Annotated in this window: 15 protein-coding genes, 1 tRNA gene and 1 riboswitch; of the genes, 5 read left to right on the forward strand and 11 right to left on the reverse strand. The window is 50.7% G+C overall.

What is annotated here, in order from left to right; translation table 11 throughout:
- Positions 1 to 8 precede the first annotated feature (8 nt).
- On the forward strand, positions 9 to 2585 hold the full coding sequence (locus ACTS9Y_RS15220) for a [protein-PII] uridylyltransferase (RefSeq protein WP_442586747.1): 2577 nt from the start codon (positions 9 to 11) through the stop codon (positions 2583 to 2585).
- 116 nt (positions 2586 to 2701) lie between these two features.
- Positions 2702 to 3586 carry a phosphotransferase gene (locus ACTS9Y_RS15225; RefSeq protein WP_442586748.1) on the forward strand — a complete coding sequence of 295 codons (885 nt, stop codon included), beginning with the start codon at positions 2702 to 2704 and terminating at the stop codon, positions 3584 to 3586.
- Between the two features lie 31 nt (positions 3587 to 3617).
- Here the strand turns inward: ACTS9Y_RS15225 and pnuC are convergent, their stop codons facing one another.
- The 7 genes from pnuC to ACTS9Y_RS15260 all read right to left on the reverse strand — a co-directional run bounded on the left by pnuC (position 3618) and on the right by ACTS9Y_RS15260 (position 8853).
- Positions 3618 to 4229, reverse strand: coding sequence for a nicotinamide riboside transporter PnuC (pnuC, locus tag ACTS9Y_RS15230; RefSeq protein WP_442586749.1), 612 nt, complete (start codon positions 4227 to 4229; stop codon positions 3618 to 3620).
- A gap of 36 nt (positions 4230 to 4265) precedes the next feature.
- Complete coding sequence (locus tag ACTS9Y_RS15235) at positions 4266 to 4526, reverse strand: YkoF family thiamine/hydroxymethylpyrimidine-binding protein (RefSeq protein ID WP_442586750.1); 261 nt, start codon at positions 4524 to 4526, stop codon at positions 4266 to 4268.
- A gap of 48 nt (positions 4527 to 4574) precedes the next feature.
- Positions 4575 to 6674, reverse strand: coding sequence for a TonB-dependent receptor (locus ACTS9Y_RS15240; protein WP_442586751.1), 2100 nt, complete (start codon positions 6672 to 6674; stop codon positions 4575 to 4577).
- A gap of 97 nt (positions 6675 to 6771) precedes the next feature.
- Positions 6772 to 6875: riboswitch (TPP riboswitch) on the reverse strand.
- A gap of 192 nt (positions 6876 to 7067) precedes the next feature.
- A complete protein-coding gene (locus ACTS9Y_RS15245; protein WP_442586752.1) occupies positions 7068 to 7343 on the reverse strand; it encodes a cupin domain-containing protein in 276 nt (91 codons plus the stop codon).
- A gap of 76 nt (positions 7344 to 7419) precedes the next feature.
- Positions 7420 to 7509, reverse strand: a tRNA-Ser gene (locus tag ACTS9Y_RS15250).
- Between the two features lie 24 nt (positions 7510 to 7533).
- On the reverse strand, positions 7534 to 8067 hold the full coding sequence (def, locus tag ACTS9Y_RS15255; protein WP_442586753.1) for a peptide deformylase: 534 nt from the start codon (positions 8065 to 8067) through the stop codon (positions 7534 to 7536).
- A gap of 30 nt (positions 8068 to 8097) precedes the next feature.
- Positions 8098 to 8853 (reverse strand): S-methyl-5'-thioinosine phosphorylase, encoded by a 756-nt coding sequence (locus ACTS9Y_RS15260; protein ID WP_442586754.1) that lies wholly within the window; start codon positions 8851 to 8853, stop codon positions 8098 to 8100.
- An 86-nt stretch (positions 8854 to 8939) separates the two neighbouring features.
- Here ACTS9Y_RS15260 and hpnC point away from each other — a divergent pair, with 86 nt between their 5' ends.
- The 3 genes from hpnC to hpnE are packed head-to-tail and all read left to right on the forward strand — an operon-like array spanning position 8940 to position 11953.
- Complete coding sequence (gene hpnC / locus ACTS9Y_RS15265) at positions 8940 to 9809, forward strand: squalene synthase HpnC (RefSeq protein ID WP_442586755.1); 870 nt, start codon at positions 8940 to 8942, stop codon at positions 9807 to 9809.
- A complete protein-coding gene (hpnD, locus tag ACTS9Y_RS15270) occupies positions 9806 to 10642 on the forward strand; it encodes a presqualene diphosphate synthase HpnD (protein WP_442586756.1) in 837 nt (278 codons plus the stop codon). Before hpnC ends, hpnD begins: the two co-directional genes overlap by 4 nt.
- A 9-nt stretch (positions 10643 to 10651) precedes the next feature.
- Positions 10652 to 11953 (forward strand): hydroxysqualene dehydroxylase HpnE, encoded by a 1302-nt coding sequence (hpnE, locus tag ACTS9Y_RS15275; RefSeq protein ID WP_442586757.1) that lies wholly within the window; start codon positions 10652 to 10654, stop codon positions 11951 to 11953.
- A 21-nt stretch (positions 11954 to 11974) separates the two neighbouring features.
- Here hpnE and ACTS9Y_RS15280 read toward each other — a convergent pair whose 3' ends face one another.
- The 4 genes from ACTS9Y_RS15280 to alr all read right to left on the reverse strand — a co-directional run bounded on the left by ACTS9Y_RS15280 (position 11975) and on the right by alr (position 15626).
- Positions 11975 to 12253: a hypothetical protein gene (locus ACTS9Y_RS15280; RefSeq protein WP_442586758.1), complete on the reverse strand. Its 279-nt coding sequence runs from the start codon at positions 12251 to 12253 to the stop codon at positions 11975 to 11977.
- Positions 12254 to 12737: 484 nt separating this feature from the next.
- Positions 12738 to 14093, reverse strand: coding sequence for a DNA repair protein RadA (gene radA, locus ACTS9Y_RS15285; protein WP_442586759.1), 1356 nt, complete (start codon positions 14091 to 14093; stop codon positions 12738 to 12740).
- Positions 14094 to 14167: 74 nt separating this feature from the next.
- Positions 14168 to 14524: a bleomycin resistance protein gene (locus tag ACTS9Y_RS15290; protein ID WP_442586760.1), complete on the reverse strand. Its 357-nt coding sequence runs from the start codon at positions 14522 to 14524 to the stop codon at positions 14168 to 14170.
- 34 nt (positions 14525 to 14558) lie between these two features.
- Positions 14559 to 15626 (reverse strand): alanine racemase, encoded by a 1068-nt coding sequence (alr, locus tag ACTS9Y_RS15295; protein WP_442586761.1) that lies wholly within the window; start codon positions 15624 to 15626, stop codon positions 14559 to 14561.
- Positions 15627 to 15633 lie beyond the last annotated feature (7 nt).

Consider the following 15633-nt stretch of genomic DNA (forward strand, 5'->3'; position numbering starts at 1 on the left):
GCCAGCCTATGCCAGTGATAGCTAAAGAACAACTCAAGCAATGGCGTGAGTCGTTCCAACTGTCACAGCAGCAACTCTCCGCTGCCTACCTGGCAAAGCCGAATGCCAAAGTCCTGCTGCAGCAAAACACCCGCCAGCTGGATCAGTTATTACGCGATATCTGGTCAACTTTCCAGTTACCAGCCACAGTCAGCCTGATTGCGGTTGGTGGTTATGGCCGCGGCGATATGTTCCCGCATTCAGATATAGACCTGCTCATATTACTGCCGGAAGACTGCCCCGCCGCGTTGCAAACAGAGATCGAGTCATTGATTGGGGCATTGTGGGATATCGGCCTGAATATCGGCCATAGCGTGCGGTCGCTGACCGAGTGCCTGGCAGAAGCACAACTCGATGTGACCATCATGACCAACTTGCTCGAAGCGCGTTGGCTGACCGGTCATAAAGCCACCTTCAGAACACTGATGCAATCGCTGCATGCGCAATTGGACAAACCACGTTTTTTTGCCGAAAAGCTACGCGAACAGCAAATCCGCCACGCAAAATTCCACGATACTGCCTACAACCTGGAACCAAACATCAAGGAAAGCCCGGGCGGTCTGCGCGATTTGCATATGATTCTGTGGATCGCGCAAAGCCAGGCACTAGGCAACGACTGGCAGGATCTGGTGCATGCCGGCCTGCTAACCCATAGCCAGGCGCGGCAACTTAAAAACCATGAGCGTTTGCTGCAAAATTTGCGCATTCGCCTGCACTTGCTGGCCAAACGGCGCGAAGACCGGCTGGTGTTTGACTTCCAGAACACGCTGGCGGAACAAATGGGTTACCAGACCACCTTGCAGAAACGCGCCAGCGAGCAGTTGATGCAAGGGTTTTACCGCAGTGCTAAAGCCATCATTATCGAAAATGAAGTGCTGCTGAAACTGATGCACGCCCGCGTCAACCCGCAAACAGAGCCCGCCACCGTAATTGATGAAGATTTCGTGTTATCGCAAGGCCTGCTCAGTGCACAAACACCTGACCTGTTCCAGCGCAAGCCAGAGGCCATCTTGCGCTGTTTTCAGTTACTGCAGCAGCACCCGGCGATTGCAGGGTTTAGCGCACCGCTGGTCAGAGCTTTGCAGGCAGCACAACCATTAATCAATAATACATTCCGTCAGCAGGCGACGAATAAGGCTTTGTTTCTGCAAATCCTGCAATCACGTGAAGGCGTGCACCGCAGTTTGCGCCGCATGAACCGTTACGGCATCCTGGGGCGCTATATTCCCGTGTTTGGCCGCGTGATCGCACAAATGCAGCATGACTTGTTCCATGTGTATACCGTTGATGAACATACCATGAATGTGCTGCGTAACCTGCGCCGGTTTGCAAAACCTGAACTGCGCCATGAGTTCCCCTTATGCAGCCAGCTATTCACTGAGTTCAGCCAGCCGCATTTACTCTACCTGGCAGGGATTTTTCACGATATTGCCAAAGGCCGTGGCGGTGACCACTCCGTGCTTGGCACCATTGATGCCAAACGTTTTTGCCAGAAGCATGGCTTGCCTAAAGCCGATGCCGATCTAGTCGCCTGGCTGGTAGAAGCGCACCTGAAACTTTCCAGCACGGCACAGAAAAGTGATTTGTCCGACCCGGATGTGATTGAAAACTTTGCAAAACTGGTCGGTTCAGAATATCGCCTGACGGCTTTGTATCTGCTCACGGTTGCCGATATCCGCGGCACCAGCCCCAATGTATGGAACGCCTGGAAAGCCAAGTTGCTGGAAAGCCTGTTTCTGCAAACGCGGCGCGTACTGCAGCAATCATTGAATACAGAAGCACAATTAAGCCTGCGCAAACAGGAAGTCCTGCAAAAACTGAGCAGTTTCAACCTGAAAGAAGACTCGGTGCAGCCGTTGTGGCAGGCATTTGGTGAAAACTATTTCAATCGCTTTGACAGCGATGAAATCGCCTGGCAAAGCCGCTTGCTGATTCCGCACAAATTGACTGAAACCGCCATCGTACGCGCGCGGCTTAGCCCCAAAGGCGATGGAATCCAGGTCATGATTTACAGCCGTGACCAGAAAGAGATTTTTGCGCGTATCTGTCATTTCTTTGACAGCATGCAATACAACATCGTACAGGCCAGAATTTATACCACCGCCCATGGCTATGCGCTGGATAACTTTATTGTGCTGGAGCCGGATACGCACCAGATCAGTTACAACGGCTTACTCAAGCATATTGAGCAAGGTCTGACAGAGCAATTATCCGGCACCGCAGCGCTGCCTACTCCGATCCGTGGCCGCGTCAGCAGACAGGTGAAACATATGCCCTTGCCCACGCAGATATTTATTCACCCTGCCAGCCCGCACCAGGATCAGCAACAACAATTACAACAACTGGATGTGGTTGCCAACGACAGGCCAGGCTTGCTGGCATGCATGGCCATCGCATTACTTCAACATGATGTCGCTTTGCACAACGCCAAAATCAATACCTTGGGCAACCGGGTAGAAGACAGTTTCCTGATCTCCAGCAGCAAGGGGGAGCCCTTAAACGAAGCACAAATCACAGCCCTTAAATCAGCCTTCAGCGAGCTCTAAGCTGCAAAAACAAAACACGGCAAGCGCGAGATACGATTAAAAAAAGCATTCCCGCACCAGCGATGATACCAAGTTGAAGCGCAGATGATTTAAACATCCTGATGGCTTAAAATGTAATGCTTACCATGTTTACTTATCCGCAACTCAGCCCATCAGAACAAGCCGGTTTGCCCAGACTGGCTGCGCAGCCTGTCGCTATCCCAAATAAGTTTGCGGATAGTACACACCGGCTTTTTTACTGCCAAACAGCAGACGGCGAAATGGTGCTGAAAATTTGTAATGAGTCGACCATAGAAAAGTCTCCGTTCTGGTCGGGCGCAAACCATTTGTTTGCAGCGGACTTTCCAGATAGCCTGGCTAGTATCCATTTGACGCATGCTTTTCTGCAGAAAAATGGTGCACTTAGCGTGCCTGATTTTGTCGCGGCAAGCGCTCACCGCTTTATACTCACCCGCTTTCTGGCCGGCAAGGATGTAGAATCTGAGGATATCAGCGACCAGCGGGTGATACAGCTAGCCCAACATATCGCGAAACTGCATCAATCGACTTACACCCGCTGGGGCAAGCTGCATGACCCGCAATTGACTGCAACAGCATGGGCCAGCCGTTTGCAAGAAACCCTTGCTCTCCTGGCCAGACAGCACGATACGGTGATTGACGAAGCATTACTGGCTGAGGTGTTAGCGCACGCGAAGAGTATCGAGGAAGCTGAATTTGTACCCATGATGCTGGATCTGCGTTGGGATCAGTTCCGTTATGCAGGTGCCAATGACCTGGCACTGATAGATCTGGATGCGTTTGTGATTGCGCCGCGTGCGCTGGACCTGGTGTTGCTGGAATATGTATTAACGCCTGCGCAACTGGTTGTATTTAAACAGCGCTACACGCAAACCCATGAATGGCCTGACCATACGGCACATACCCCTTGCTACCAGCTACTGCTGTTTTTGATGAATATACTGGGTGAGCGTGATCTGGCAACATGGATGCAGCGCATTTAAACTTGCCATGCCCTGCGCCAGGATGTGACACTTACGTGGCTTGTTGCCGGTAAAGCTTCACCCAACTGATAAAGCCGGCCACTGCCAGAATCGTATTCAACACAAATAAAGCGGCAGTTGCGTAATAGCCGGTCTGCACATACAAAATCGTCGCAGCGCCATCAATCACCGCCCAATATAGCCAGTTCTCCAACACTTTCCTGGCGATCAACCAGGTGTTCATCACAGAAAAAACCGTGGTATAGGCATCTAGCATGGGGCTTTGCGATTGCCCGGTTTGTTGCAGATAGGCAGCCACCACAGCACTGACAGCAATACCCACTGCAATAAAGCCAATATGCCATTTCCAAGGCCAGCGGCTGATCACCAGTGCATCTGTCTGCTTGCCATGTTTATGCCATAGCCAAAAGCCATACATCGCCATGCCCATGTAATAAAAATTCAGCAGCGCCTGCATGGGGAGTTGACCTTCCCAAAACAGTGCGGTGTAAACCAGCGTACTGAAAAAGGCAAACGGCCAGCACCATTGCGACTCTTTTGATGCCAGCAGAATATAGGCAACGCCCATCAAGGCAGCGGCGATTTCCCAAGTGGACATTTGCTGGAATGCAGTCAGGACAGGCTGAAGATAATCTTGGTTCATGGTCAGGCAACACCAAAGAAATTAATGATTATGTTGTTATACATCGACCACATCTGCTCTGTCTGTGCCAATAAATTTCATCACAAACACACTATGCGGTAGCGCTGTAAACACCGCTTCCATTTCTTCATCCAGGCAATCCATGACTGCGCGATAGTCGCCAAATACCTGGGTTGCCAGGCTATTGCGCTTCACCACCAGATTCGGATTGGCTTCGAGCTTGTTAATGAACGCCAGAATGGGTTCTACGTAACCTTCGGTTAAGGGGTACAAACTAATGTCGACTGAAATACGCATATAAACTCCAAACTTTAGAAATCACAAAGGGCAATGAACGCCCTCTTTTTAATAATCGTAAGTAACAGTGATACCACCAATGCGGGGCTCGGCATACTGAACGTACTTTTCATCTACAGCAAAGTTATTGGCCGGGTTGTTAGCAAAGAAAAATCCGCGTGTGGCATAGTCTTTATCGAACAGGTTTCTCGCCCATACGCTGACTTTCCAATGTTTATCATACCTGTAGTCAGCACTGGCGTTTACCACAGCATAGCCGTTTGATTTGGCTTTATGGCTGTCTGAAAAGTAGAAGCTATCTTTACCCTCTACATTGGCGCGCACGGTCCAGGCATCATTCGCATAGAACTCAGAGCCTAAGTTAAAAGTATATCTGGGTGCATGGGCAACTTGACGCCCTTGCGCACTATAGGCCGTAGGGTCTGGATTTTGATAGCTGTCAAATTTTGCATCCAGTAACCCCAGTGAACCTATGATGCGGAATTGATCCGTCAAGAACCAATCCAGGCTTGCTTCTACACCTTGATGCGTGGCTCGAGCGGCGTTGTCATAGAACTCAATGAAATTCCCAGTGCCGGCTATCTGAGCAGAACTATGTGTTTGCGCATCCAGGCGTTTTGCATAAAAAGCTGCCAGAATGGTGACCAAGGTGCCATCCAGCCAGCTCGATTTCAGCCCTGTTTCAAAGTTCCACATGTACTCGGTATTAAACTGTCGCTGGTTTTGCGGCAAATTGGCCTTGTTGTTGATGCCACCAGGTTTATAACCGCGTGTTAACGAGGTATACAGTAATTGATCTGCATTCGCCTGGTAATTCAAGCCTAATTTGGCACCAAAAAGTACTTCGTCCAAACGCTTTTGCATACTGCTAGGGACTGAGCTCACAAATCCACTATCAGAATAGTCGGCCTTGAAATCCTCAACACGCAAACCTGAAACCAGGGTCAATTTGTTGGTTAAGTGGCTATCCAGTTGCCCAAACAAGGCTGTATTTTCTGTTTTGTACTTGCCTCTTAACTGTGTCAGTTCGTCAGGCCCGAAACTTCTGTAATCGACGCTTGACTTAAAGTGCTCATCTTGCACAAACCGATACACACCCACCGTCCAATCAGTGGAGCCATTGAAAATGCGGCCAGCTTTATCGGATAAGGCGCGTAGCTCAAACGAGTAATTATCTCGGTCACGATTGTGTTTCTCGAAGTCATTCTCTGTCCTCCAGTCACCATCAAAGCTGTAGGTGGATGAGGAATTTAAATAAGTGGCTTCAGACTGGATAATGACTGCATCCGAGGCCTGCCAATTGGCTTTCACCGCAAAAGCATTGGTGTTTTGCGTGTCTGCACCAGGCTGGTTGGACCTGCTGCGTCTGGAGTTGTCCAGGGTGAATGCGTCATAACCGTTATTCACATTCACATGCATCAAGGTGAAATCCAGGGTTAAATCCTCAGTGGCGAATAACTTGAATTTACTGCGGAAGGTTAGCTCATCCTGCTTTTGCGTGTCGTCACGACCCAGGGTGTCGTTTTGCATGTAGCCATCAGATTTGTGCGTATAGATAGAGGCGCGACCGAGTAACTGATCCTCAACGATAGTGCCGCCTACCGCTACCCCAAAGTTACGTGTGTTATATTCACCCACGCCTGCTTGCGCACGCATTTTAAACGCTTTGGTTGGCTCGGCACTGCGCATGGTAATGGCGCCTGCAATCGCATTAGGACCGAATTTAGTGCCTTGTGGCCCTTGTAACACTTCTATCGCATCAATATCAAACAGCGTCGCAGCGCCACCCAGGCGGCTAAAATCTATGCCATCAATGATCAAACCGACGGACGGATTCACCGGATTATCATATTGACTGAGTATGCCCATGCCGCGAATCTGGAAAAAACGCCCACGGGACGCCCCAGCTGACACATTGACATTCGGTGCCAGGTTCAACACTTCTTCCAGATGCTGCGCGCTGCGCGCTTCTATGGTTTCCTTGTCTATCTCAGTCAGGCTGACAGCGGTTTTCTGCGCGGTACTTGGGCGAAAATCTGCGCTTACCACCACATCTGGGAGCTTTACCGGCTCGTCATCTTCTGCGCCAAACGCGTGCGTGGTGAGTAAAAGCCCAATCAAGGACAGCGGTTTTGTGATCGGTTTCATGAAAATCCTTTCTATTAAGACACATAAAAAGGACAGGGGGAGAGTGACAATGACGTGAGTAGATTTGTTGAGAGACAACAAACCAAAAACTTTTGCGTTGTAGATGCTCTGCCTGTCCCTACGCCAGCATTATCTGGGTCAGGTTCATTGGGTTCCTCACTTGCGCGAGATCTCAGGCGTTAGCCACCCCAAGGCGTTTGATTTTTCAATCAGGGTGAGATTGTAGTTTGATATCAGTCACTTGGCTAGAAAATGATGCTGATTTGCGTCTAAATCCATTGCCATTTTGCAAAGTTTAATGATTTCAGCAAGTCTCAAGCGACATCGAAGGCTATAAAACAAAAAACCCTGCGATGCAGGGTTTTTTTATTGAATACTTGCTACAACAATCAATTAGAAATGTTTGTAGTGTTTTTTCAATTGCTTAACGACTTCCCACTGGGATTTCAGGCCTTTTGGAAACTCAACATAGTCACCAGCCTTGATCGTTACTGTGTCGCCACCTTGTGGAGTCACTTTGAATTCGCCTTCTAATACATAGGCTTTTTCAGTCATTGTGAAATCCAAAGGGAATTTTGAAGGTGCGCAATCCCATGTGTTCCAGCTTTTTACGCCCAGGTCATTCAATTTTTCTTCAGATGGATTGTGGTCGATGATGATTTGAGTCATGACGATTCCTTAAATATATAAAGTGATGATAAAAACTTTAAATAGAAATGCCGCAATCATGCGGCATCTTGGTAACTGGCGGAAGAGGTGAGATTCGAACTCACGGAGGGCGTGAACCCTCGACAGTTTTCAAGACTGTAGCATTAAACCGCTCTGCCACTCTTCCGGAAGGCAGGATTATAGCAAACTATCAGTCATCTGGAAGCGTTATTCCAGGAAAAAGTACATCATTAAAGCCAAATTTTGTCATATCGCGGATACGCATGGGGTAAAGAATGCCAAATAAGTGGTCACATTCATGCTGTACTACCCGTGCATGAAAGCCGCTGGCAGTGCGATCAATGACATTGCCTTGCGGGTCAAACCCGCGATAGTGCAGGGTCTGGAAGCGTGGCACCACACCGCGCATGCCGGGCACAGACAGGCACCCTTCCCAACCATCCTCTTCTTCGTTACCTACCGGCGTCAGTTCAGGATTGATCAGTATGGTAAAAGGCACTTCTTCGGCATCCGGGTAACGCGGGTTTTTGCCAACGCCAAACATCACCACCTGCAAACTCACGCCGATTTGTGGCGCGGCGATGCCGGCACCATTCATTTCGGTCATGGTGTCGTGCATATCCTGGATCAGGGCATGCAGTTCAGGCGTATCAAACTGGGTGACTTTTTCTGCGACTTGATACAGTACCGGGTCGCCCATTCTCAGCACGGGTTTAATGGCCACAATCAGGCTCCATCAAAAATTATAAAGTGGTTAAACCGTTGCACATTGATGGTCAGATAAACATTGCGCAATGATGCAGCGCACTTTATCCATGGTTTGCTGCAACAATGGCATGACTTGCTCAAAATGGATGGCCTGCGCGCTATCGCCACGGCCTGCCGCAAAATTGGCTACCGGGCAAATGGCGGCATAAGCGACGCCCAGCTCTCGCGCCAGCACGGCTTCAGGCATGCCGGTCATACCGACGATGGTGGCGCCATCGCGCTCATAACGGTCGATTTCTGCGGCTGTTTCCAGCCTCGGCCCCTGCACGCAGGCATAGATGCCGCCCTCCACCAGATGGCAACCGGCATCGGCAGAGGCTTTCTGGCAACGCTCACGCATGGCTTGCGAATAAGGCTGAGTGAAATCAATGTGCCTCACTGGCAGCTCCACACCGTCGTGATAGGTGTTATCGCGACCATAGGTGTAATCGAGGATCTGGTGCGGCAAGACGATATCGCCCGGGATCAGGCGATTGCTGATGCCGCCCACCGTGGCCACTGCCAATAAATCGGTGACACCCACCGAATGCAATGCCCAGATATTGGCGCGGTAATTGACCGCATGCGGGGGAATGGTGTGGCCGCCGCCGTGACGCGCGAGAAATACGACTTCTTTGCCATTGATCTCACCGAATACCAAAGGTTGCGAAGGCTTGCCGTACGGTGTGCGCACAATCAGGCGTTTTGAAATATTCAGATTGGTGAGCTCTGTCAGCCCGGTGCCCCCAATAATGCCTAACATCCTATCTTCTCCAACATTCAGTTCTCTTTACCGCAGGTTAATGTGCAAGGCATAAGCGTATCACGGATTTATGGCATACTTAAGCCATGCAAGCCTTTTCCAAGCCCGTGACAACACCGGCCAGCGTGACCCTGGCACACACCCATTATGAGAACTTTCCGGTTGCTTCACTGCTGCTCCCCGCCCATTTGCGTTATGCCGTGAGCGTGATCTACCAGTTTGCACGTGAAGCGGACGATATTGCCGACGAAGGCGATGCCAGCGAAACCGAGCGTCTGCAGGCACTGCAAGCTTACGAGGATGAGTTATTACTGATTCAGGCCTATATCAAGGCTGAACGCCCGCTGTTTAAAACCCTGCAACAAGTGGTCAACAGCCACAAGCTGGAAGTGCAATCGTTACTGGATCTCATCAGTGCTTTCAAGCAGGATGTCGTCAAAACGCGCTATGCCGATTTTGCCGAGCTGTTGGATTATTGCCGCCGCTCAGCCAACCCGGTCGGCAGACTGATGTTGCAGCTGTATGCTGCGGATACTGCGCTGCACAGGGAATGGTCGGACCAGATTTGCACAGCTTTACAGCTGATCAATTTTTATCAGGACATTGCCATCGACCTGCAAAAACACGGCCAGACCGGGCGTATTTATTTATGCCAGGACGAAATGCAGGCCGCTGGCATCACTGAGCAGGATTTACGAAATCAGCGCCTGGATAGCGCCTGGCAGGCATTCTTTTTGTACAATGTAGCCCGCGCGGAGCAATTACTGCTCGCGGGCAAGCCACTGGGCCGCCAATTGCGTGGCCGTATCGGATTCGAGCTGCGCATGATCGTTGCCGGTGGCGAACGAATCATTTACAAATTAAAGCGTTGCCGCGGTGATATTTATCATCACCGGCCCACACTGAATGCTTTTGATTGGCCGATTATTTTGCTGAAAGCCCTGTTTAAACAATGACCCCGCAACAATATTGTCAGCAGAAAACCAAACAAAGCGGTTCCAGCTTTACCCTGAGTTTTTTGTTTTTACCCAAGCATAAGCGTGAAGCCATGACGGCACTGTATGCCTTTTGCCGCGAAGTGGATGATGTGGTCGATGAATGCACCGATTACCAGATCGCACAAACCAAATTGCAGTGGTGGAAACAGGAAATACATCGCTTGTTCCATGCAGTGCCGCAACACCCGGTGACCAAAGCGCTAAAACCTGTGGTGGAAACATTTGATCTGCAAGAAGCGCATTTCGTTGAGATCATCGACGGCATGCAAATGGATACCCAATACAACCGCTACGCCGATTTTGAACAATTGGCATTGTATTGCTACCGCGTTGCCAGCGTTGTTGGCCTGCTCTCGGCGCAGATTTTTGGCTATAGCGACAAATCCACTTTGGCTTATGCCCATGATCTGGGCATGGCTTTCCAGCTCACGAACATCATCCGCGATATTGGCGAAGATGCCAGACGCGGCAGGATATACATCCCGATCGATGAACTGGAAAAAGCAGGCGTGACTGAACAGCAACTGCTGCAAAGCCAGGCATCGGTGCAGACGCAAGCCTTGCTGATTAAACAGATTGAACGTGCGGAAATGTTTTATGACAAGGCCATGAGCCAATTGCCCGCAGTAGATACCAGCACACAATTGCCCGGCCTGATGATGGCGGCCATTTATCGCGCCTTACTGCAGGAAATCCGGCAAGACCCGAATCTGGTGCTCAGCCACAAAGTCATACTGCCGCCTTTCAGGAAACTGAAACTAGCCCTGGGCGTATGGTTAAAGCGCCGCTAGCTCACTGGCATGCATAAGCACACACCGCGCAATGTCGCCATTGTTGGCGCTGGGCTGGCCGGGCTATCGGCCGCGCACACATTGTTGCGCCAGGGGCAACAGGTAACGCTATTTGAAGCGGCACCACAGGCCGGTGGCCGTGCGCGTGGCGTGCCACATGCAGAAACCATGTTGGATAATGGCCAGCATATCTGTCTCGGGGCTTATCGCGCCACGCTCACTTTATTACGTGAAGCCGGCATGGACCCTGCACAGGTCTTTACGCGTTTGCCGCTGGCGTTGCATATGCATCACGGCACAGATCGTATGTCACTCGTCACCCCCACCTGCTTACCTGCACCGCTACATTTATTGTGGGCATTGCTCACGGCGCGTGGGCTGACTTTAAACAGCAAGTGGCGGACCATACGCTGGATGTTACGGTTGAAACAATCCGTATACACATTAACGCAAGACACCACCGTGGCAAGCCTGTTAACACAAGGCCAGCAAACAGAAATGGCAACCAGGATGTTATGGGAGCCGTTGTGCCTTGCCGCATTAAACACCCCGATTGAAAGCGCCAGCGCCCAGGTTTTTTTGAATGTGCTGCGCGACAGCTTTCAACAGCAACGGTCTGACAGTGATTTTTTGATTTTAAAATCCGATTTATCCAGCAGCCTGATCACCCCTCTGCTCGAAAAGATCATTGCACTCGGTGGCAAAGTATTGATGCGTACGCCAGTGCTCGCCGCAAGGCATGAAAGCGCGCAGTGCGTGCTGGAAATCGCTCATGGTTTGCATCACTTCGACGATATCATCCTGGCAGTGGGTCCACATCAGCTTAAAACGATCGCTAGCGATATTGATATACCGGCGTTTGATTACCAGCCAATCACAACGGTGTATCTGCAATACCCGCCAACAACTACGCTGCCATTGCCCATGATGGGCTTGTGCCATGGATTAGCACAATGGATATTTGACCGTGGTATATGCTGTGATCAGCCAGGATTACTGGCGGTAGTGATCAGTGCGCATGGGTTATTGCCCAGCGATAAAGACAGCCTGGTGCAGCAATGCATTGCGGAATTAAATCAGGCACTCGCGGGTTATAGTATGCAACTCGCACACCCGCTCTGGACACAAATCATCACCGAGAAACGTGCCACATTTAGTTGTACGCCTGATCTAGCGCGCCCACATACCATCACGGCACAACCACATATCCATTTGGCAGGCGACTATGTTGCAGGCCGTTACCCTGCCACCATTGAAGGTGCCGTCATGAGCGGGATAGCAGCTGCCGAAGCGGTGCTTGCTAACGCCTGACTTTTATATCACCCCAAGCGCTCAGGATTCCTTACAGGCAACCACCACATGGTTCCTCGCAGGCATATAGATCCCATCCCCGCTGTCCGGGTAGGTTTCCCTGAAAGTCATATGCTTATCAACATCATATCCATGTGAACACAACTCACTGGCTTTGACTTTGCATTGTTCCACCGTGGTATTGAATTCACTACAGGTTAGCTTGTAACCAGCCTTGCCATTACTGGTTGTTTGCGGTGTTGGCTGCATACTTGCGCAAGCGCTTAACAGCAGGGGGATTAATATGAGTGTTTTTTTCATTTTTGTGCTCCTGTTCCGTTTTTTTATTCACCGTCATATTCTTGTCATATGCGTGTGGTAATCCACACTGATTATGGCAAGCAAGTTTCATGAATAGTTGCATGAACTTTTTGTGAAAAAATAAAACAGACATCCCCTGCGCGGCCTTATAGATACTGGCTGGCAATGTGTATCAGCAATGCTACATATTGCTACAAAACCCTGCCCTATGTAACTGACCCGCCTGACCAAATTGCCTATACTGCAAGCACTGAATAAACACGTCGTTACACAAGGCTAGGGTTGAGAGAAAAAAGGATTTTTTGAATGATGGGCAATTGCCCGTGAATGCCGGCTGGCACAGTGAAAAACTTCAAAAGAAAAAGCTAATTCAACACAAGACACGCAATAAATATCAGCACCCCTTCCCTGTGGCTGTTCACCCTCTTCTGAACAACCACCACTCCAGGCAACGATGCCACTCCCTGACATCGTTGCCATTTTTTTATGCGCGCAGCAAATCGATGGCTTGTTCCAGACGGTCGATCGCATCAATATGTAACCCAGGCACACCGCCTTTCGGCGCATTGGCTTTGGGGATGATGGCATGGGTAAAGCCCAGTTTTGCCGCTTCTTTTAAACGCTCTTGCCCGCGTTGCACTGGCCGCACTTCTCCCGCTAATCCGACTTCGCCAAACACGATTAATTTATTGAGTAATGGCTTGTTTTTAAAGGATGAAACGATCGACAATAGTACTGCCAGATCCACTGCAGGCTCACTGATCTTGACACCGCCCACAGCATTGATAAAGACATCCTGATCAAAACAGGCGACGCCGGCATGGCGATGCAACACTGCCAGCAACATCGCCAGGCGGTTCTGCTCTAAGCCCACGCACAGTCGCTTGGGATTTGGGGCATGGGAGGTGTCGACTAATGCCTGGATTTCAACCAATAATGGACGGGTGCCCTCCTGAGTCACCGTGATGCATGATCCTGGCACAGGCGTATCGTGATGAGACAAAAACAAGGCCGACGGATTACTGACTTCGCGCAAACCTTTTTCAGTCATGGCAAATACGCCCAACTCATTCACAGCGCCGAAGCGGTTTTTAAAAACACGGATCAGCCGAAAACTCGAATTCTGATCGCCTTCGAAGTAGAGTACGCTATCGACAATATGCTCCAGCACGCGTGGGCCAGCCAATGAACCTTCCTTGGTGACATGGCCGACCAGTATCATGCTGATACCCAACTGTTTGGCGATACGCGTCAATTGCGCGCTACATTCACGCACCTGCGCCACCGAACCGGGCGCTGACTGCAACGCTTCGGAATAGACTGTCTGGATGGAATCAATGATCACCAGGTCAGGCTGGTGCTGTTGTAATACCTGGCTGATCTTTTCCAGATTGATCTCGGCCAGCACATCTACCTGGCTGGCATCCAGCCCCAGCCGTTTTGCCCGCATGGCGATCTGCTGCGCTGACTCTTCACCGCTGATGTAAAACGATTTCAGATTCTGTGACACCTTACACACTGTTTGCAGCAACAGCGTCGATTTACCGATACCGGGGTCGCCGCCGATCAGCACTACCCCACCGGCCACCAGGCCGCCGCCCAATACGCGGTCAAACTCGGCAATGCCGGTTTGCTGGCGTGAGACATCCTGCGCCTCCACCTCGGCCAGTTTTTGTAACTGCGCCGTTGGTGCCAAACTGGCAAAACGGCATTGGGTAGCCACCTCCGGCACGCTCTCCACCAGGGTATTCCAGGCATGGCAGCTAGGGCACTGGCCTTGCCATTTGGGTTCCGAAGCACCGCACTCGGTACAGGTATATTGTGTTTTAGCTTTTGCCATATTGAAAAACCCGTGTGTTCTGATGAGTTAGCTGCAGTTTAAAAGGTTGGAATTGCCGCCAAGCAATATAAAGCTTAAAGATCGTTCGCAAACCTGAGTCGATTACCATCGGGGTCAGTCAGCAAAAATTCACAGGTGCCCCATGGCGTATCTTCAGGCAGATTGGTCGCAGTGACGCCATTTTTCTCAAATACGGCATACAGTTCACGCACGTCTGGCACCACAAAGTAAACAGCGCCACCGGTTTCGCAGTCGCCCCGATGTTCGGTTAAAAAAATCGTTTGCCCTGCCCGGGTGATTTGAAAAAATAGCGGGAATCCGGGCTGGAACTGATGTTGCCAATCGATGGCAAAACCCAGGCGATTGATATAAAAAGCCAGGCTGCGCTCGGCATTGGTGATACGCAATTGCGGGATAACGGTTTGTCGCATGCGGATTGATCTCTGAAATACTCGTCAGTAACGTTTAATCGATCACATGCATAGGCACGCGCGCAGTGACTGCGCACAGCAACTCATAGCCTATAGTGCCACTGGCTTGTGCGACTGTATCTACAGGTACCAGGCTTCCCCATAGCTCAACGGTACTGCCGATATTGGCATCTGCTATATCGGTGATATCTACCGCCAGCATATCCATAGAGACGCGGCCTAATGTACGCGTGAGCACGCCATTTACCGCCACCGGCGTACCGGTGGGGGCATGCCGGGGATAACCATCGGCATAACCGCAAGCGACGATGCCAACGCGCGTAGGTTTGTCTGCGGTGAATAAGCTACCGTAGCCCACACTTTCACCCGCTTCGATCTCCTGCAAGCCGATCAGGCCGGATTGCAGTGTCATTACCGGGCTTAATCCAAGTGAGGCAGCGGATTTCTCTGCAATCGGGGTGGCGCCATAGAGCATGATGCCGGGGCGCACCCAATCGGCATGCGTCTGTGGCTGCTGGATGATCGCAGCCGAATTGGCCAGCGAGCGTTTGTATGGCTGCGCGCCCATCACCTGCTCTACTTTTAGCATGGCTTGCGTGACACCATCGACCAGATCTGAATTGGCAAAATGGGTCATCAGCACGATTTCGCTGACATTCGCACTGGCGGTTAACAGGTCAAGCGCCGCCTGGTAATCTGCAGGCTGAAAACCCAGCCTGTGCATGCCACTATCCAGTTTCAGGTAGACCCGCAACGGGATATTTGGCTGACTCTCAAGCAACCATTGCAACTGCGCCCGATGGGAGATCACGGTATCCAGTCTGTAACGATCCACCAGTGTCATTTCTTCGGCAGAGAAAATGCCTTCCAGCAACAGGATAGGATGCTGGTAACCGGCATCACGCAAAGTCACCGCCTCGCTGATGTTGAGCACGGCAAATGCGTCTGTTTCTTTTAATCCACGTGCAGCATTCAGCAAGCAATGGCCATAAGCATTGGCTTTGACCACAGCAAGCACCTTGGCATGTGGCGCAAACTGTCTGACTTGTGCCAGGTTATGTGCCAATGCTTTTTCGGAGATATAAGCAACGATAGGACGCATGTTGAAA

The organism is Methylophilus sp. (assembly GCF_052173275.1).
Classification (GTDB): Bacteria; Pseudomonadota; Gammaproteobacteria; order Burkholderiales; family Methylophilaceae; genus Methylophilus.